The organism is Yoonia sp. GPGPB17 (assembly GCF_037892195.1).
Classification (GTDB): Bacteria; Pseudomonadota; Alphaproteobacteria; order Rhodobacterales; family Rhodobacteraceae; genus Yoonia.
In genome coordinates this window covers 3104803-3123113 of record NZ_JATACI010000002.1, presented here as the reverse complement: position 1 = coordinate 3123113, position 18311 = coordinate 3104803, and the positions used below count along the sequence as shown (strand labels likewise).

Genomic DNA, 18311 nt, shown 5'->3' with positions numbered 1-18311 from the left:
TGCGCCGGAAAGGATTACGCGTGAACGTAACTGAACAAGCAAGGCAAGCCTATGCCCCGACCCAATTTGCTGTCCGCACCACCCGATCGGTCGAAGCACAACTGATTACGCAGATCACATCGCGTCTCCAGCGGCTCAGCAAGATGCCAACCCCTGATTTTCCAAAACTGGTAGCCGCGATCCACGATAACCGCCGAATGTGGACGACAATGGCAGTCGACGTCGCAGACAAGGGCAACGCCCTACCCAAGGAACTGCGTGCCCAGATTTTTTACTTGGCTGAGTTCACAGATCATCACAGCCAGCAAGTTATTCGCGGCAAAGCCACCCCAACTGCGCTGATTGATATCAATATGGCTGTGCTTAAGGGTCTTAACGGACAGGATGCCTCCTGATGTCTGGCCTTGTCCTCAAACTGAACCCCAGAGAGCGCGTGCTGGTCAACGGCGCCGTTATCGAGAATGGCGATCGCCGCAGTCGCTTATCGATCCTGACACCCAATGCAAACATCCTGCGCCTGCGCGACGCGATCCGCCCGGACGAGGTGAACACCCCAGTTCGACGTGTCTGCTATATTGCACAGTTGGTCCTGTCTGGTGATGTCGCTGAAGATGACGCCAAACACCAAATTCTGCGCGGCATCGAACAACTGAGCCAGGCACTGCGTGACGATGACAGCCGCACACATCTTGATTGTGCAACAGACGCAGTGACGCGACGCGACTTTTATCGCACCCTCAAAGCATTGCGTAACCTGCTACCGCGGGAGGCCCGCTTGCTTGGGACGGCTTCGCAATGACGTTTGAACCGGTTCTCCCTTTTCAGGGCTATATTGGTTGGCGCTTTCTCGAACGCACAGCCGAAGCCCAGCAAACCGCTTTTTCGCAAAGCGCACCTGTTCAGCGGGCCACAGACTACTTTCGCGAGAATATCGGCGACATCCGTACCGCCAGTGATCTGGTCAATGACCGACAGCTTTTGTCGGTCGCACTTGGTGCTTTTGGTCTGGATGACGACATCAACAATCGTGCATTCATCCAAAAGGTTCTGGAGGATGGGACATTAGCACAAGATGCGCTTGCCAATCGTCTGGCGGACAATCGCTATGCCGATTTCAGCCGCGCCTTCGGATTTGGCGACAGCCCGGTACCGCGAACAGTGCTTAGCACCCTGCCAACAGAAATCATTAACCGCTATGAAACCCAGCAGTTCGCCCGTGCTGTTGGCGAGCAAAACAACGACCTGCGCCTCGCACTTAACGTGAACGCAGGCATATCAGACATAATTGCTCGCAATTCGACCAATGATGGCAGATGGTTCTCGATCATGGGCAATGCACCACTGCGCGAGGTGTTTCAAACGGCCCTTGGCTTGCCAAGCAGTCTTGCAGGCATCGACATCGACAAGCAGCGAGAGGTCTTTCAGGAGCGAGCCCAGGCCGTTTTCGGGACCGATGACATTGCAGAGATCGCAACGCCGGAACAAGAAGAGAAACTCATCCGTCTGTTCACGATCAGATCAGAGGCTGGCAATCTGGCTGCCACCTCTTCCTCAGCGGCAGCCCTTACGCTCTTGCAGTCAACACCCCGTCTCTTCCCCTAAAAGCCAGCTCCATCTTGCCGCATTGGCGAAGATGCGATTGCCTGCCGCAGTTTCGCAAAATGTGCCATTGTGCCACGCGTGTCCTTGATTGTCAGAAAGTCCTCAAGCGCAGGGTGTGCGGCGATCGCGGCATCCAGCGTTGGGTCCGACCCCGCCACATAGAGACCTGCCTGTACCATCATTTCCGACCGGGAATATGTTCCCAAAAGACTGCGTGCTTTGGAGATGATTTCATTTTCTTTTTCGTTGGCTGCGTCCGGCAAGGCACGTGACACCGACCGCACCACGTCGACCGCCGGAAATCGCCCTCGTTCAGCGATTTCGCGATCCAGCACGATATGACCGTCCAATACGCCGCGCAGCATGTCCGCAACCGGCTCGTCCATGTCAGAGCCCGCGACCAGAACCGAAAAGACGGCAGTGATATCGCCTGAACCGCTTACCCCGGCCCGGCGCGTTCGCATAAACGCGCGATCGCGGGCCCAGTTGATGCAGGGTAACCGCGCAGGTTCGCGCTTTCGCCGCTGGCCACCGCAAGTTCGCGATGGGCCTCACAAAAACGGGTAACCGAATCGATCAAAAGCAGGACATGCAGCCCGGCATCACGAAATGATTCCGCCACAGCCATGGCCGACAATGCGCAACGGCGGCGGACCTGCGGCCCGGTGTCAGAGGTCGCCGCAACAACGACAGCCCTAGACATGCCTTCAGGACCCAATACATCCTGCACGAAATGTCCTACTTCGCGGCCCCGTTCGCCGACCAAAGCAATAACGATAACATCGGCTTGCACCCCGCGCGCCAAATCGGCGAGCAAAGTTGATTTGCCAACCCCGGACCCCGCAAAAAGCCCCACGCGCTGACCGTGCACTAAGGGCAACAAGGTGTTGAACACGGCCAAACCTGTCTCCAGTCGCGTACCCAACCCCCGCCTTTCATGCGAGGATGGCGGCTGCGCATTCAGGTCGCCTTCTTGTGTGCCTGGTAAGATAGGTTTGCCATCCAACGGTCTGCCATCAGGGTCAATCACCCGTCCGATCCAACCCGCATGTGGTGCAAAACAGGGCGCCCGTTTGAACGCTACGGGATCATTGATTGACACTCCATCCGTTGCGCCATCAATCAGCAAGTAAGCGCCAGCCTGATCGAGTTTTACCACCTCTGCCAAGCGTTCGCCCATCGCCGTATGCAAGGTAGCCCGATCACCCACCCGCGTCTCACCCTGAATACAGGTCGCATGGATCGTCCCGGCTGACACCCCAATCACATGCCCCGCGGTGTGAATATACGTCAGTTCATCCACCGCACGGCGCATCTGCTCAAGAAGGTTTTCTTGCATTCACGGGATCCATTTAAATGCCACACACTTCTTTTTAAGGAATCACCCTTAATCCTTCGTTGAGAGCAACCGAGGGAGAATCCCCGATGTATAATTCTTTGGATTTATTCCAAACGGCTGGCGCAATGGCGCGACACGCCGGTGCCAGACAAGCGGTGGTCGCGCGCAACATTGCAAATGCAGACACGCCAGGCTTTCAGGCCCAGGCGATCGCGCCATTCAGAGATGTCTACCATGAAAGCAGCGCGATAAACATGCGCGCCACACGCCCTGGCCATATCAGCGGCGGCGATACCCCGCTACAAACTCAACTACAGCAATCACCGGTGGGAAACCCGTCCCCAAATGGCAATACGGTCTCGCTTGAGGACGAAATGCTGCACAGCGTCGAAGTGGCCCGCGAACATAGCCGCGCGCTTACGGTCTACCGGCATGCAATGACGGTGCTGCGGACCAGCCTTGGCAGGGGTTAGGGGGCACCATGACTGACTTTAGCGACGCCATTTCAGTGGCAACCAGCGGGATGAAAGCACAAGCTAGCAGGCTGCGCCATGTCTCGGAAAACATAGCCAATACAGATACACCGGGGTACCGGCGCAAGGCGATCACCTTTGAAGAAATGGTGACACAAGGCCGGACAACCGGGGCAGTGGAAACGGGCCAGTTACGGCTGGATCAGACCGAACTCAAGCGTATCTACGATCCCTCTCACCCGTTGGCCGATGATACTGGCCACTACGACGGATCCAACGTCAACCTGTTGATCGAGATCGCGGACGCCCGCGAAGCGCAGCGCAGTTATGAAGCCAACCTCAAAATGTTTGATCAGGTGCGGCAGATGTCGTCCGCGCTCATGGATCTACTACGCAAATAAGGACCACAAACCATGGATATCAGTGCACTTGTCGCCCAGAGTTACACCGCCAGCAAGGCAGCCACCGCACCCGAAGCAGACGGCGGCGGCAACGCATTCAGAGCAGCTGCCGACAGTTTTGCTGCGACGCTGCAAACCAGCGAAAACACAGCAATGCAAGCAATGACAAGCGGGGCTGACCCGCACGCATTGGTAGAGGCATTGGCCCAGACAGAGCTTGCCGTGCAGACAGCGGTCACTGTCCGGGACCGGGTGGTCGAGGCGTATCAAGAAATTCTACGGATGCCCGTCTGATGACCGAAGCAGTGTTCTATGACACTTTGCGACAGGGACTTTGGGTCGCCTTTGTGATCTCAATCCCGATTTTGTCGGTGGCGCTGGCATCCGGCCTGCTGGTGGGCCTGTTTCAGGCACTGACATCGATTCAGGAAATGACGTTGACCTTTGTGCCAAAACTGGCGGCGATCATCGCCGTGTTCTGGATCACGATGGCCTTTATGTCAGAGAAACTGGTCGCCTTGTTTCAGGGCGTATTGGTTCCCATCATTGCCGGAGGGGCCTGATGGACAACGCATCCTATACCGCCCTGACCCGGCAGTCAGGTTTGTTGAGCGAAATGCAAACCTTGGCAAACAACATTGCCAATGCCTCAACCACTGGCTTTCGGGCGGAAGGCGTTTTATTCGCCGAACACGTCAAGGCAGTAGGGCCGGACGCACCTTCGCTGTCGATGGCCACGGCGAATGTACGCAATACGGTGATGACTCAAGGCGCGCTGGCACAAACCGGCGGCACCTTTGATCTGGCAATTGAAGGCGACGGGTTTTTCTTGATTGACACACCAGGTGGCCCACGGCTGACCCGCGCGGGCGCCTTTGGCCCCAATGAGAATGGTGATCTCGTGACGGCTGATGGGCACACTGTACTGGACGCCGGCGGGGCGCCGGTTTTTGTACCCCAAGGGTTGGGCCAGATCGGGATCGGACCCGATGGCACAATCAGCGCAGGTGGACAACCAATTGGCCAAGTTGGTCTGGTTGTGCCCACCGACCCACTACAAATGGTCCGCGAAGGCGGCGTGATGTTTGACGCCCGTGGTGGTTTTGAAGCGGCACCCGACGGGCGCATGCTGCAAGGGTTTTTGGAAGGATCAAATGTGAACCCGATCCTGCAAATCGGCCGCATGATCGAGGTGCAGCGCGCCTATGAACTGGGTCAAAGTTTTTTAGACAAAGAGGATGAGCGCATTCGCAGTGTCATCCAAGCTATCCGCACATAAAGGAGACGACACATGCGCGCACTCAAGATCGCGGCGGCCGGGATGACCGCCCAACAAATGCGGGTCGAGGTGATTTCCAACAACCTCGCGAATATGAACACGACCGGATACAATGCCCGGCGCGCAGAATTTGCTGACCTACACTATCAACAGATGGTGCGACCCGGCACGATCAATGCCTCAGATGGTACGGTTTTGCCGACGGGGATTCAGCTAGGATTGGGCGTCCGGCCCAGTGCCGTTTCAGTGATGCTGAGCCAAGGGTCACTGGGGGCTACCGGCGGCGATCTGGACCTCGCGATTGAGGGGGATGGCTATCTTGAGGTGACACTGCCATCGGGAGCGTCGGCCTATACCCGTGATGGGGCGCTCAAGCTGACAGGCGATGGTCTGATTGTGACATCAGATGGCTATCCTGTTGTGCCTGACCTGACAATCCCACGCGATACGCGATCACTATCGATCAATGCCGAAGGCGAGGTTTACGGCTATTTCATTGATCAAATCGAACCGCAACTTCTGGGGCAATTCAGCTTGGCTGGATTCACAAACCCCAAGGGGTTGGAGGCGATTGGATCAAACCTGTTTTTGGAAACACCGGCCTCTGGCCCATCCGTCGTCAGCACACCGGGGGAGGACGGATTAGGCGTTTTGCGGCAAGGCTATCTTGAAGACAGCTCGGTCGATCCGGTTCGCGAAGTGACCGACCTGATCGAGGCGCAGCGCGGGTATGAATTGAACTCCAAGGTGATTACTGCCGCAGACCAGATGCTAAGCGCGATGGTGCAGCTGCGATGATGCGTTTGCTGCTTGCCCTCCTGCTGGCTGTATCTCCGGCGGCCGCTGAGACAGTTGTCGCAGCCCGAACGATACGGGCACAATCGGTGATTACGGTCGATGATGTCATCATAGAAGGTGAGGCAACAGCAGCAGCAATCGAAGCTGCACGGAATATCATCGGCATGGAGGCACGCGTCGCCCTATTTGCCGGGCGCCCTATTCGACCCGGCGATGTTGCCCGGCCTTACAGTAGTTGAACGCAACCAGATCGTTCCGCTGCTTTTTGAAAAGAATGGGCTGATCATTTCCACCGATGGGCGTGCGCTAGGCCGGGCCGGGCCGGGCGATACGATCCGTGTGATGAACATCGGATCACGTACCACCGTTTCTGCAACAATCGGCAATGATGGTGTGGCCTATGTACAAAGGTAAACTAATTGCAGCAGTGTTCTTAATGCTCATCTCGGGGTGCGGGGTGCGCGAAATTGGCTCGCCTCCGCGCTTTTCACCGCCAGCCCAAAACACGGAGCGGGCAGCGATGCTAAACCCTAGTATGCCAACACCAATTGCGGCCAGCGCGCTGGGGCCGTCATCCCATGCTTCGCTCTGGACCGGCGCACGCGGATCGTTGCTGGGTGATCGTCGCGCGATGCAGCGCGGCGACATCATGACCGTCGTTATCGAAATTGATGACCGCGCGGAAATCTCGAATTCCAGCGACAGATCACGGTCGGCATCGCAGCAGGCGGGCGTCCCGCAGTTGTTTGGCATTCCGCAGCGCATCGACAATGCCTTGCCCGATGGTGCATCATCGGCCGCACTTGTGGACCTCAATTCGCAAAGCTCCGCATCAGGCGACGGTTCGGTACGGCGCAACGAACGGCTGACACTGCGGGTGGCCGTAACGATCACGGATGTGCTGCCCAATGGGGTGTTGGCCATCGTTGGCCAACAGGAAGTGCGGGTTAACTTTGAGCTGCGCGAGTTGATCGTCACCGGCTACGTCCGGCCAGAGGATATTACACGTCAAAACGAAATCACCTATGACAAGATCGCCTCGGCGCGGATTTCATATGGTGGGCGCGGCCAGATCACGAACATGCAACAACCGCGGCTTGGTCACCAAGTTCTTGAATCTGTTTTTCCATTTTAGACGAAAGCAGGCCCTGTGATGAAAGCTCTTTTACTCCCTGTAATACTGTTGCTTGCTTACACAGGTGCCGGGGTTGGTGCCGGTCTGTTTTTGATGCCTGAACCGGCAGAGGAGGTGGCCGAAGACATACATAATTGCCCGCCACCTGATACCGCATTGGATGCAACGGTCGTGGCGGCCCCAATCGAAGTCGCGCCAGAGCGTGAATACGCTAAACTGAACAACCAGTTTATCATCCCTGTCATCGAGGATGAACGGGTGTCAGCCCTTGTTGTCATGTCGCTCAACCTCGAGGTCACAGTAGGCAGCCGTACGGCCATTTTTGCGGCAGAGCCAAAACTGCGTGATCGCTTTCTTCAGGTCATGTTCGATCATGCAAACAATGGTGGCTTCTCAGGGAACTTTACCACTGGTACAAAAATGCGCGCGCTTCGCAATGAACTGTTGCGGGTCGCACAAGACGTCAGCGGCAGCCGGGTAACCGACGTTCTGGTGATTGATCTGGTACGTCAGGATTCGTAATGCGCCCGGCGCGCAATGGTCATCTGCTCCGATTGCTGAAACACTTTATGAACCTGCCGTGCCGCCTGATCCCGACCAAAAGACCGACGTAGCATGGCGGTCAGCTCCACTTTTTCAGCAAGCGTTCTGGCCAAGTCCGCCGTGATTGTCGTGTGTCGCTGGTCAATCCAAAGCTGCCAGTTCAGGTCTGCACCTGCCACAGATGCAGCATCGCCACCGTTCTGTGGCGCGCTCAGGCGCTGTCTGCGCTTTTGGGCCAGGTCTTGAAGCGTTTGCCGCAGCTCTGTTTCTTTCCGCAGAACAACGGCAAGCCTGGCTTGGTCTGCCTGTAGGCGCAGATGGGTCAGTTGCTGCAAGCGCTGGATCCTTTTCATCGTCGCATCGCTTTCTTGCGGATCTCTTCTGCAAAGCGAATCGCTGCTGCCACCGCACGGTAATGATGTTGTGATATCTCCTGCCCCAAGGCCACTTCAGCATGAAGCGCGCGCGGGTTGGCGGGTCAGAATGGAGAGGCACCGCGCTCTCGGCTGCGATCTCGCGGATGCGCGCGGCAACCTCATCAACCCCTTTGGCAACACAAGTGGGCGCCATGGCCTGCGACCGGTCCCATTTCAGCGCAATTGCATAATGTGTGGGGTTCACGATGACCACATCCGCCGTCGGTACATCAAGTAACATCTTGTTCGTCGCAATGTCATGCCCGCGCTGCCGCCGTTGTTGTTTGATAAATGGGTCACCCTCAGCTTGTTTCAGCTCATCCATCATTTCCTTGCGGCTCATCCGGTTTTTACGGATGTGTTCGGCGCGTTGCCACAGGAAATCAATGCTGCCCAGGACCAATGCAACCAGCAAGACAATGCCCATCAACGCCAACAGCATGCGGCCCAATTCGGCGATGATCAACCGCGGGGGCAATTGCATACTGCCAATGATCCGCTCAATCTGGCCGACCAGAAAGACCCCCAAAATCACGCAATAGATCGTCAGCTTGGTGCTGCTTTTGGCAAATTCAAACAAGCCTTGCCGTCCAAACTTGTTCTTCACGCCAGATATCGGCGACACCCGGTTAAGCTTGGGGACAAGTTTACTGCCGGTGAACAAGAACCCGCGTTGCAGTATCACACTGACGATTGCAAGCGCGCCCGGAATGATGAACCATGGCGCGACGCCCCAGACAACCGAACGCAAGATCCCTCCGTGCAGCGCAGTGCCACCCCCGCCAAAAGCAAGTGAAGACAGGTCATTGGATTGCTCCAAAAGGACCGACAACGCCGCTGAAAGATCTAACAGGGCGACTGGGCCGATTGTTAACATCACCAACAGCATGCCCGCATAAGCAGCGGCTGTGGTCAGATCGGCAGATCGTGCGATCTCGCCTTTTTTGCGCGCATCATCCAGCTTTTTCTGGCTTGGCTCATATTGTTTATCGCTGTCTTCTTCCTGTTCGCTCATGGCCAGGCACCAAAGGGCATCGCCATGAAATCAGAAAAGGCGGCCAACCAGATCGCCAGCATGATCGGTGCCGTCAGAAAGAACAGCAAAAGGCCACCGGCCGTTAGCGCTAAGCGCACCAACAAAAGACACCATCAGTTGCGGCATCGCCCTGTTAATGACCCCCAACACCACATTGTAAATCAGAGAGGCAATCAGAAAAGGCGCTGCAAGCATGAAACCAAACCAGAACGTTCGTCCAACTTCTGCGACCCCAACTTCAGCCACCAGCCCGCGCTGCAACCCCGCACCGAAAGGGACCAATGTGTAAGTATGGATCATATAGCTGGCCGCCTGAATATGCAGGCCCGCCAATGCCGCAAGCGCGGTCCCTGAAACGACAAGCATATGGCCAATCGCCGCAGCTGCGGATCGACGACCGCTGTCCCGCCAAAGATCTGTGACAGGGATGTGGACTGCGCCGCGATCGAACCTGCAATTTGCAACACAAGGATGAAGAACCGCAAGAAGATGCCAAAGAACAACCCTGTCAACGCCTCCATCGCGAGAATGCCGAAACCGGTTAAAAGGGACGTCGGCACCGTTTCGATATCGGGCGCGACGGCAGGAGCGACAATCACAGTGAACATGACCGCAAGTACCAAACGCACGCGCGTGGGAACCGGCTGATCACCAAAGGCGGGCAAGACGGCCATCACGGCGCCGATCCGCGTGAAGACAGCAAAAAGCGTCCAAAGCGCGGACTGGGAATAGGGAAGCAGTTCCATCACCAGATCCATCAGGCGGGGACCAATCCAACCAGCGCGGGGCGGGCATCAATCCCGATTTCTTCAAATGAAAGGACCGGGTTCATGATGCCCTTGGCTGCCATTACAGTTCGCAAAAAACGGCGGCGGCGCGTAGATGTGACCACTGCAGCATAAGCGCCAGTGTTGGCGGCCTGACCCAGTTTGTCGGCAATGCCATCAGCAAGCTGATTGAAACTATCGGGTGGCAAGGCGACATCACCGCCTCCGCGGTCGGTCCGAATCTCATAGGTGGCAAAAGTGTCTTCCCATTCCGGGGCAAGTTGAATCAGCGGAATCGTGCCATCTGCTCGGCGCATCTTGGCAACCAATTGAAACCCCAAACGTTGGCGCACGTGCTCGGTGATCGCATCTGCACTTTGATACAGCTGACGGCCCTCGGCCACGGCCTCGATAATAAGTGAAAGGTTACGGATCGACACCCGTTCCTCCAGCAATAGACGCAGGACCGACAAAAGGACGTCAACCGGCACTTTGTCAGGCACCAGTTCATCCAGCATCCGCCGGTTTGCATCGGCACGGTCCTGATCGCTCAATCGGGTCATTTCATCAAGTCGCCTGCGCAGAGCTTTGAATGTCAGAAGACGGGCAAAGTTGCGCTTCACGATTTCAAGCAAATGCGTGGCCAATACTTCGGTAAGCTGCACGGTCGTAAGGCCTGCAATCGCCGCCTGCTCCTGATCAGTGGGCGCAATCCATCGGGCTGGCGCGCCATAAACCGGTTCGTTCACCAACTCACCAGCGAGGTCATCAGCATCGTTTTCGTTCATCAGTGCCAAAATCAGATCCGGCTGCAGCCGGTCACGCACTTGTTCGACCCCCTGCACATGCACGACATAGTAGCCAGGCGGCAAGGCAGGGTTATCTGTCAGTCTGATTTCTGGCAGCATCACACCATAATCTGTCGCGACATGATTGCGCATATTCGCAATCCGCGCGTCAAGCCCGGTCCCTGGATCAAGCACCATATCGACTAAATCTGGCGCGAATTCTACGTGGATATCATCCAGATCGAGCATATCGCCCATTGCATTTTGCGGTGACGTAATCTCCGTTGTTGTTTCGGATTCCGGTGGCGGCTCATCCGGAACGCGCGCGGCGCGCGCCATAACAACAGCACAACCACCCAGTGCCACGGCGCCTACAATGAACGGCAGGAACGGCAGGCCCGGCACCAGCGCCAAGAGCCCCATCAAGATGGCAACTGTGGCTAGTGCCGATGGGTGCCGACCCAATTGGGCAACCAATGCGATATCCGTCGCACCTGTCGCACCACCCCGCGCCAGAAGTAATGCAGACGCCACCGATATAACAACAGCAGGTATTTGCGAAACTAATCCATCACCTACGGTCAAAATAGCATATGTTTCGAATGCATGGCCGATCGGCATATCATGCACCATGATCCCGATCAAAAGCCCCATGATCAGGTTCAACGCTGTAATCAACAGCCCTGCAATCGCATCCCCTTTGACGAACTTCGAAGCGCCATCAAGCGAGCCGAAGAACGTCGTTTCGGCCTGTTCACGTTCACGCCTTTCCTTCGCTTCCTGATGGTCGATTGCGCCCGCCGCAACGTCGCTGTCAATGGCCAACTGCTTGCCGGGCATCGCATCCAATGCAAACCGTGCGCCGACTTCTGCCATGCGGGTCGCGCCTTTATTGATCACGACAAAGTTGACGATCAGCAGAACACAAAAGATGACCAGACCTAGGATGACACTGCCACCCATAACAAACATTGCAAATCCTTCGATCACTTCGCCTGCCGCGCTGGTGCCAGTATGCCCTTCGCCAATAATCAGTTTTGTGGATGACACGTTCAGCGAAAGACGCAAGACCAATGAAGCCAGCAGGACGGTCGGAAAGGCCGAAAAATCTAATGGCCGGTCAATGAAAAGTGTTACGGTGAACATCAGGATCGCGAGAGCAAATGACGCTGCCAACCCGATGTCGAGAACCCATGCAGGCATCGGCAAAATCATCATCACGATGACAGCCATCAATGCCACGGCCAGCAGAATGGTCGGTTGAAAGATGCCGCGTAACGAGAAACCAGTCATCTTAGCGCACCACCAGGAAGTGTAGCGGACATGGCACAGCCCAAGGCCAGCACGAATAGGATGGCAAAGCCGCGCGCGCGGTTCATGTATTTGTTCACATCATCATGCTTTTGCATGTCTGGCATTCTGCCTGTCCCGGTTTGGCCTTATACAGGCCCCTAGATTTCTGTCGTATTTTGAATTGCTTTAGAAAAAGTAAGCGCCGCTCAAAAATCGGCTGGGGCCGGGACAGTTTGTAGCAATGCACGGATCGTTTCGCGTGATTGTTCCGCACTTTCAACCAACGCCCGACTGGTCCGCAATGTCGGATTGCCCGCCAAAAGAACATCGGATGGTGGTGGCGAATTTGCCGTAGCAACTTCGGCCTCTGTGTTCAAATCAGGATCAAGCACAGGCCGTTGTTCCAACACTTGACGCATGGCTTGCTCACGCAAGCTCTCTTGCTGCAATCCCAGCAATCCGGCAGTGTCATTTGTCATCACAACCAACGCTTGAGCCGGAAATCTCAACGCAATCAGGCGCGCGCCCACGGCGTTCTGTGTCTCGGTATCATCCTGCGCCATATCCTCGGGCCAGACAAATTCCAGAAAAGCAGCATCTGTCTGCCTTTGTGCAGCCTTCTGAAAGAGACGTGCTCGATATGTGGCCCAATCATCGGGTGACACGTCGCCCACACGCGTTTGCAACAGGTCCCTTGCATCCTCAAATCGATCAACCGAAAGATAAGCGTCAAATTGCGCATCCGCGAGCTGTTCGGTTGTGGGCGCGTCAGCAAGCTCGAAGCGCAGGGCATCCGCCAACAAGAAATCCGCGTCCGAGAATGCGACCCCGCTTGCAGTTCCCTCTTTGAAAAAACGCGTCATAGCCTCCGGATTCGTACGCCGATCATTTCGTGCAAGATCTGTCACCTTTTCAACGGCTTCACTCTCTTCACCCAGCGCGTCAAACAAAGCGGCGTCTGCCAGCGCCAATGCCACATCTTCCCCTGTGGCGGCCGATTGTCGGCCAAGGACTTGCATCGCTTCATCCTCCGCCCCAAGGGATATAAGCGTCTCGGCTAGTCGCGCTGCAATCGGCTCTTGTACATAGGTTGGCAGGGCCCGATACGCCGTGATCACCGCCGTGCGGTCAACCTGTGCGTCCACCGGTGCCTGCGGCTGCGCCAACAGAGCCCAAAGTGCCACTTGAGATGAACAACTAACCTGGCCAGCAAACAGGTCTTGCGCGACGGGCTCCCCGTCTATGATGCGCGCAATAGCCCTCAAATGTATGCGATCGCGCGATTGTGTGCCTTCCAAATCAAGCACTTGTCGCGCCTCGTGACCAAAGCCAAAATAGACATAGAGCTGGGCCAGCTTGCGCACGGCACCTTCCTCTAGCTGGTCAGTTGGCGTCACCAATGCAGCACGCGCCTTGCGCAGCTGTACATGCGGTGGACTATCATCTCCCCATGAAGCCACGTCAAAATCACTATCGGGCAAACAAATCTGACCGATCTGCGTTTGCGGTTTCGGCGCCGTACCGGTCACGGCCCGTGTATCGATACTTGTTCGTGCATTCAGACCAGGAAGCGGTGCATTGTCAGCAAGGGCCATTCCATTGTCCGATGCAGCGCGTGCCGCGTCGCCCTTGCTGGATGGCAGATCTTCTTGCAAAAGGCCATCCGACAACCCTCGCCCAAGGCTTTCGCCCAGCGCCTGAGCAATCATTTGCAAGGCGGCATCGTTATCTGGCACCGGCTCTTGTTCGAGCGCGCCGTCAAACTCTTGTACAGGCTCGGCAGCCGACTCCGTAGCGGATTGCTCTGCAACATCGGGTGGGCTTTCGCCACCGTAGCGAGGTGTAATCAAAGGCAACACCGGATTGCGTGAGATCTCGAACGATCTTTCTGTGGCTTGCGGCATCTCTATGTCCGGTTTTTCCGGCGCACTTTGAGGCAAGGTAAGTTCGAAAGGTGAAATGCGTGGGGCGGGGCCGTCGCGAATGTCGATCACCAGATAGTCGGATTGATAGATCGTCGCCCGGGCATGGCACATGCAATCGACGCTCAGGCGCAGCTCCCCTCTTTCGGGGGATTGCGACACAGCCGTGATGCGGTCACGCGGGATCAGTTCAAAGAACTGATCCAAGATATATCCATCTTGTGTTGGCAAGCGCAGCACATATCCGTCCGGCGCCCGCCCCAACTGCCAATCAATGCCGCGCGGAACGCCGATCACGACCCTTGTAAATGTCGCATGCTCACCCGTTTGTATGCGCAGCGGATTAGCTTGCACCAGAGCGGGAAAGACAGTGAGGATGCAAAGTAAAAGAACGTACTTCATGCGGCATCCTGCTTGGTGGCTTTCAGCGCATCTTCCATATCCGCAAAACTGGGACGATAGTGGCCGGGCATATTCTGTCGGCCGACTTCAACGCAGATGTTAGGTGCATGCGCATAAAGATTGGCAACCAGAACCTCGCGAATGAGTTGATGAAAATGCGCATCCTCTTCAACAACGGCCTTCACTTTGACGGAGAAAGGCCCAACGAAACCATAGGCCAGAAACACCCCGAGAAATGTCCCAACAAGGGCACCGCCAATCAACTTGCCCAAAACCTCCGGTGGTTGGTCAATCGATGCCATTGTCTTGATCACGCCCAGTACCGCCGCAACAATACCCAAGGCAGGCAAGCCATCAGCGACGGTTTGCAATGCATGTGTCGAGTGCATTTTGTGATGCAAGGTCGCTTCGATCCGTTTCTCTAAAATCTCTTCAACCTGATGCGGATCGTCATAGTTCATTGAGGCTGACCGCAGCGTGTCGCAGATCAATGCAATTGCTTCACCGTCATCAAGGATTTTCGGGTACTTGCCAAAAATCGTCGACGTGTCAGGTGCCTCAATATGGCTTTCAAGCGCGACCGGGTTGGTCTTTGCAACACGCAGCAGTTCAAACAACATGCATAAAAGATCGCGATAGTCCTCGGCCTTCCACTTGGGGCCTTTCACAACCTTGCCCAGATCTTTCACCGTATGCTTGATGGCAGAGCCATCATTGCTGATTACAAAGGCCCCAATTGCCGCCCCGCAGATCATGAGCATTTCAAACGGCAGTGACTTCAGGATGATCCCCATTTTGCCGCCTGCAAGCAGGTAACCGCCAAAGACGGTTACAAACACCACGACAATACCAATCAGACCGATCATGTGGCGAGCTTCCTTACAGTGTCGTTGTCCTAGGGTTTGCGAATCTTTTGTAAGGTGAATGGATTAAGGATTTATCAGCGGCGGATCGGTTGGCACATTCGCGTTGCGGCCAGCAAGGACGACGCTGAAAGAGTAGGCTATTTCGGGGTCCAGCTCTGTCATGATTGATGCTGCCGCATCCGGGCGCATCAACCCCAGAAACCCAGCAGCGAACTGTGGGGGCATTTGCGCAAACAGATCTGCCGCCTCTTTTGGTTTCATGTTTTCATAGACAGTTGTCAGCTGCGCCAGATCCGTCTCGGCCGCTGTATCTGCACGGGCGATCGTCGCGCTCAACGCGGTTTCGGCCTGTAAAAGTGCTGCCAGTTTTTCTTCAATTTGCTCTTCAGCGCTGCGCAAAGCCTGCATTCTGTTTTGCATCTGTACCTCCCGTTCGGTGAGTCTTTGTTCGCGCGCTTGAAGGGCCGCCAGCAGGGTCTGTGTTTCACTGGTCACAACCGGGTTGGCGGGCGGTTCCGGAACATCTTCAGAGGACTCATTGGCCATTGCCGGTGCGACTTCGATTGCGAAGCGCAAAACGGCCGACGCGATCAATAAGCTAGTAATCACATGCAGCGCGCCAAACCCACGTTTTTTGTTGGTTTTTTTGGGCATTACTTGGCTTCGACATCGGCGCTGCGCCGCACAAAGAAAGGGCTTGCTGCAACGCTTGGTGCAACTGGTTCTGGCACGTCATGCATCGATGCCATCGACAGTTCGAGCTTTTTATGTGCGACCTCGGCACGCGCGCTTACTGCGTCCAACTGCGTGACAGATTCTTTGGCAGAAGCCTGCGCCTTTGTCAGAATTTCGGTCAACTCGTCCACCTGAACCGACAAGACCGCAACCGCGCCCCCAACCCCTTTTTCCAGATCCGTAAAGCGCCGCAAGCGCCGGGACAACACATAGCAATAGAGCGCTGCACCCAACGCGCCTGCAGCCAAAAGAATATCTGCGATCATTGACATAAAAAGGCGCCTTTCTAGCTCAGTACGAATTCCATGATCAGAACATCCTCGACACGTCCGGGACCTGTAACAACTTGAATACGCCGCAACATCTGGGCACGCAGGCGCGGCAGGGTCGCGGGATCTTCGAGCGAGGCTATGTCGACAGCGCGCAGATATCCGTTGAGCACATCAACAATGCGCGGTCTGATCGCCTCGACCTCGGCAGCATAAGAAGGCGGCACCTCAAGCTGGGCTGCAAAACGTAGATGGTCACGGCCACCCTGCCCTGGCAATGAAATCACAAGTGGATCAATAGCCACAAAAGTAACGTCCAGTTCCTTGTCCGTTGATAGCGCTTCGTCCTTTGTTTCTGCAGCCTCAGTCACATCCGACCCACTCAGAAACCCGGATTGCACAGCAAAAAAGCCCCCACCCCCGCCGACAATGGCAAGAACCAAGCCTAGCAAAAAAGGTAGCTTGGATGTTCTGCGCGGCGCGGCGTCTTCAACGTCAGCATCTGCGGTCATGAGGGCTCTCCGATGGATTCCGTTTTTTAGTAAATAAACCAAAAAGCCCTAACCGATTGTTAAGCCTCATGGGTCAAACAGAGAACATCAGGCAGAACGCCTATCGGATGGAGAACCCAACTTGGAAAACTTTGGCAAGACCTGGGCGGCGCTAAGCATGCAACGGCGGATTGCAGTGGCTGTCGTGACGGGCGTTGTGTTTGTGGCCATCCTCCTGATGGCGCGCGGGGCCGGAACGAAGGATATGTCGCTCCTTTTTGGTGGGCTCGAAGCGCGGGCAGCGGGCGACGTGGTGACAGCCTTGGATCAACAGGGCGTCGCCTATGAAGTGCGGGGCAACGCAATCTACGTACCAACAGCGCAGCGCGATGGGTTGCGCATGGCTCTTGCGGGCCAAGGCCTGCTTACGACGGGTCGTCAGGGGTATGAGTTACTTGATTCGCTGTCGGGTTTCAGCACCACCGCGCAGATGTTTGACGCCGCTTATTGGCGCGCCAAGGAGGGGGAGCTTGCACGCACCATTGTCGCCAGCCCGCATATTCGTGCCGCCAGAGTGCATATCTCGACCCCATCACAACGCCCCTTCCAACCCGAACAGACGCAAACCGCTGCAGTCACGGTCACAACAACCAGTGCGGCGCTTTCAAGCCAACATCTCAAGGCGTTGCAGTTTCTGATCGGTGCCGCAGTACCGGGGCTGTCACCCGCTGATGTCGCTGTCATTGATGACGAGGGCGGGCTGCTGTCCGAAAATGACGCGGCCAGCACCAGTATGAACGGAGACAATCATGCCGAAAGCCTGCGACAGCGGGCCGAACGTCTGTTGGCGGCGCGCGTCGGCATGGGCAACGCCGTGGTCGAAGTCTCGATTGATCAAGTTACTGAAACCGAAATGATCACCGAACGGCGGGTCGACCCAGACAGCCGCATTGCGATCAGCACGGACGTGACAGAAAGCTCTGGCAACTCGACCGACAGTCGGGGGGGCGACATCACCGTCGCGTCCAACCTGCCCGAGGGTGATGCCGGTACCGGAAACGGTAGTAGCAGCAATGAAAATAGTGAAAGCCGAACGCTGACAAACTACGAAGTATCGCAGACCGAACGACAATTGACCAAAGCGCCTGGTGCAATCAAGCGGCTGACAGTTGCCGTATTGGTGAATGATCTGGTCGAAACCGCAGTTGATGGCACCACAACAACAACACCAAGAACAGAAATCGAACTGGCCGCACTCGAAGAACTGGTGGCATCTGCCGTTGGACTGGATCCTGATCGTGGCGATGTGCTGACACTGCGATCTATGCCATTTGAGCCATTTGAACCCATCGGCACCGCTGTCACAGGACCTACCGCAACGCTTCCACTCGACATGATGCAACTGATCCAGATTGGCGTTTTAGCTGCTGTTGCATTAATTTTGGGGCTCTTCGTCGTGCGCCCTATCCTGACGTCTGGCAATGGTGGAAGCGCAACGCTCAGTATTGAAGAACACGCCGACCCTGTTGATGTCAGCCCGCCCATGGCGATGGCTATGGACGACAATGCACTTGGCGATTTCATGGACACGGACCTTCTGGGCATGGACGGCGGAGATGACCCTGTCGCCCGTCTGAAACGCATCATCGCTGACCGCGAACCCGAGACGATTCAGGTCCTGCAAAACTGGATTGAAGAACCAGCAGCAAAGGCGAACTCCTAAGTGATGACAAATGTCAAACTCGAGTCCTTTGAA

The 18311-nt window shown here is 56.0% G+C and carries 22 protein-coding genes and 3 pseudogenes; 14 read left to right on the top strand and 11 right to left on the bottom strand.

Annotated elements, in window-relative coordinates; all coding sequences use genetic code 11:
• The first annotated feature begins 20 nt into the window (after positions 1 to 20).
• From flaF to QTO30_RS16430, 3 genes are read left to right on the top strand one after another with little or no spacing between them, the layout of a single operon-like run.
• Entirely contained in the window at positions 21 to 395 is a 375-nt protein-coding gene (gene flaF, locus QTO30_RS16440) for a flagellar biosynthesis regulator FlaF (RefSeq protein ID WP_340425154.1), read from the top strand.
• Entirely contained in the window at positions 395 to 799 is a 405-nt protein-coding gene (flbT, locus tag QTO30_RS16435) for a flagellar biosynthesis repressor FlbT (RefSeq protein WP_340425153.1), read from the top strand. The genes flaF and flbT overlap by 1 nt, the downstream gene beginning before the upstream one ends.
• A complete protein-coding gene (locus tag QTO30_RS16430) occupies positions 796 to 1602 on the top strand; it encodes a DUF1217 domain-containing protein (protein ID WP_340425152.1) in 807 nt (268 codons plus the stop codon). The genes flbT and QTO30_RS16430 overlap by 4 nt, the downstream gene beginning before the upstream one ends.
• Here the strand turns inward: QTO30_RS16430 and QTO30_RS16425 are convergent.
• Positions 1599 to 2941 (bottom strand): annotated as a pseudogene (locus QTO30_RS16425) (FliI/YscN family ATPase). The gene QTO30_RS16430 and the pseudogene QTO30_RS16425 sit on opposite strands and share 4 nt — an antisense overlap.
• A gap of 86 nt (positions 2942 to 3027) precedes the next feature.
• Between QTO30_RS16425 and QTO30_RS16420 the strand changes: the two are divergent.
• The 10 genes from QTO30_RS16420 to QTO30_RS16375 are packed head-to-tail and all read left to right on the top strand — an operon-like array spanning position 3028 to position 7549.
• Positions 3028 to 3414 carry a FlgB family protein gene (locus QTO30_RS16420; protein WP_340425151.1) on the top strand — a complete coding sequence of 129 codons (387 nt, stop codon included), beginning with the start codon at positions 3028 to 3030 and terminating at the stop codon, positions 3412 to 3414.
• 8 nt (positions 3415 to 3422) lie between these two features.
• Positions 3423 to 3815: a flagellar basal body rod protein FlgC gene (flgC, locus tag QTO30_RS16415; protein WP_340425150.1), complete on the top strand. Its 393-nt coding sequence runs from the start codon at positions 3423 to 3425 to the stop codon at positions 3813 to 3815.
• A 12-nt stretch (positions 3816 to 3827) separates the two neighbouring features.
• Entirely contained in the window at positions 3828 to 4109 is a 282-nt protein-coding gene (fliE, locus tag QTO30_RS16410) for a flagellar hook-basal body complex protein FliE (RefSeq protein ID WP_340425149.1), read from the top strand.
• The gene (locus QTO30_RS16405; RefSeq protein WP_340425148.1) at positions 4109 to 4378 is read left to right on the top strand and encodes a flagellar biosynthetic protein FliQ; all 270 of its coding nucleotides are present in this window, start codon (positions 4109 to 4111) and stop codon (positions 4376 to 4378) included. Before fliE ends, QTO30_RS16405 begins: the two co-directional genes overlap by 1 nt.
• Positions 4378 to 5094, top strand: a complete 717-nt coding sequence (locus QTO30_RS16400; protein WP_340425147.1) for a flagellar hook-basal body complex protein — start codon at positions 4378 to 4380, stop codon at positions 5092 to 5094. The genes QTO30_RS16405 and QTO30_RS16400 overlap by 1 nt, the downstream gene beginning before the upstream one ends.
• Before the next feature lie 12 nt (positions 5095 to 5106).
• Positions 5107 to 5892 (top strand): flagellar basal-body rod protein FlgG, encoded by a 786-nt coding sequence (gene flgG / locus QTO30_RS16395; protein ID WP_340425146.1) that lies wholly within the window; start codon positions 5107 to 5109, stop codon positions 5890 to 5892.
• Positions 5889 to 6131, top strand: coding sequence for an SAF domain-containing protein (locus tag QTO30_RS16390; protein WP_340425145.1), 243 nt, complete (start codon positions 5889 to 5891; stop codon positions 6129 to 6131). The genes flgG and QTO30_RS16390 overlap by 4 nt, the downstream gene beginning before the upstream one ends.
• Positions 6106 to 6306: a flagellar basal body P-ring formation chaperone FlgA gene (flgA, locus tag QTO30_RS16385; RefSeq protein ID WP_340425144.1), complete on the top strand. Its 201-nt coding sequence runs from the start codon at positions 6106 to 6108 to the stop codon at positions 6304 to 6306. The genes QTO30_RS16390 and flgA overlap by 26 nt, the downstream gene beginning before the upstream one ends.
• Positions 6293 to 7027, top strand: a complete 735-nt coding sequence (flgH, locus tag QTO30_RS16380) for a flagellar basal body L-ring protein FlgH (RefSeq protein WP_340425143.1) — start codon at positions 6293 to 6295, stop codon at positions 7025 to 7027. The genes flgA and flgH overlap by 14 nt, the downstream gene beginning before the upstream one ends.
• An 18-nt stretch (positions 7028 to 7045) precedes the next feature.
• Entirely contained in the window at positions 7046 to 7549 is a 504-nt protein-coding gene (locus tag QTO30_RS16375) for a flagellar basal body-associated protein FliL (protein WP_340425142.1), read from the top strand.
• On the opposite strand, the gene QTO30_RS22150 is transcribed toward QTO30_RS16375, so the two are convergent.
• From QTO30_RS22150 to QTO30_RS16330, 10 genes and pseudogenes are all read right to left on the bottom strand, one after another.
• Complete coding sequence (locus tag QTO30_RS22150; RefSeq protein ID WP_445327161.1) at positions 7537 to 7905, bottom strand: hypothetical protein; 369 nt, start codon at positions 7903 to 7905, stop codon at positions 7537 to 7539. The two genes, QTO30_RS16375 and QTO30_RS22150, sit on opposite strands and share 13 nt — an antisense overlap.
• Positions 7906 to 7919: 14 nt before the next feature.
• A pseudogene (locus QTO30_RS16370) lies at positions 7920 to 9001 on the bottom strand (EscU/YscU/HrcU family type III secretion system export apparatus switch protein).
• A 30-nt stretch (positions 9002 to 9031) separates the two neighbouring features.
• Positions 9032 to 9696 (bottom strand): annotated as a pseudogene (locus QTO30_RS16365) (flagellar biosynthetic protein FliR).
• An 83-nt stretch (positions 9697 to 9779) separates the two neighbouring features.
• On the bottom strand, positions 9780 to 11870 hold the full coding sequence (gene flhA / locus QTO30_RS16360; protein ID WP_340425140.1) for a flagellar biosynthesis protein FlhA: 2091 nt from the start codon (positions 11868 to 11870) through the stop codon (positions 9780 to 9782).
• Positions 11867 to 11995, bottom strand: a complete 129-nt coding sequence (locus QTO30_RS16355) for a hypothetical protein (RefSeq protein ID WP_340425139.1) — start codon at positions 11993 to 11995, stop codon at positions 11867 to 11869. The genes flhA and QTO30_RS16355 overlap by 4 nt, the downstream gene beginning before the upstream one ends.
• A gap of 81 nt (positions 11996 to 12076) precedes the next feature.
• On the bottom strand, positions 12077 to 14194 hold the full coding sequence (locus QTO30_RS16350; RefSeq protein ID WP_340425138.1) for a hypothetical protein: 2118 nt from the start codon (positions 14192 to 14194) through the stop codon (positions 12077 to 12079).
• Complete coding sequence (gene motA, locus QTO30_RS16345) at positions 14191 to 15060, bottom strand: flagellar motor stator protein MotA (protein ID WP_340425137.1); 870 nt, start codon at positions 15058 to 15060, stop codon at positions 14191 to 14193. The genes QTO30_RS16350 and motA overlap by 4 nt, the downstream gene beginning before the upstream one ends.
• Before the next feature lie 63 nt (positions 15061 to 15123).
• The gene (locus tag QTO30_RS16340; RefSeq protein WP_340425136.1) at positions 15124 to 15714 is read right to left on the bottom strand and encodes a MotE family protein; all 591 of its coding nucleotides are present in this window, start codon (positions 15712 to 15714) and stop codon (positions 15124 to 15126) included.
• Complete coding sequence (locus QTO30_RS16335; RefSeq protein WP_340425135.1) at positions 15714 to 16067, bottom strand: hypothetical protein; 354 nt, start codon at positions 16065 to 16067, stop codon at positions 15714 to 15716. Before QTO30_RS16335 ends, QTO30_RS16340 begins: the two co-directional genes overlap by 1 nt.
• Before the next feature lie 14 nt (positions 16068 to 16081).
• A complete protein-coding gene (locus tag QTO30_RS16330; RefSeq protein WP_340425134.1) occupies positions 16082 to 16576 on the bottom strand; it encodes a flagellar basal body-associated FliL family protein in 495 nt (164 codons plus the stop codon).
• A 121-nt stretch (positions 16577 to 16697) separates the two neighbouring features.
• Here QTO30_RS16330 and fliF point away from each other — a divergent pair, with 121 nt between their 5' ends.
• Entirely contained in the window at positions 16698 to 18278 is a 1581-nt protein-coding gene (gene fliF, locus QTO30_RS16325) for a flagellar basal-body MS-ring/collar protein FliF (RefSeq protein ID WP_340425133.1), read from the top strand.
• The last annotated feature ends 33 nt before the right edge of the window (positions 18279 to 18311 follow it).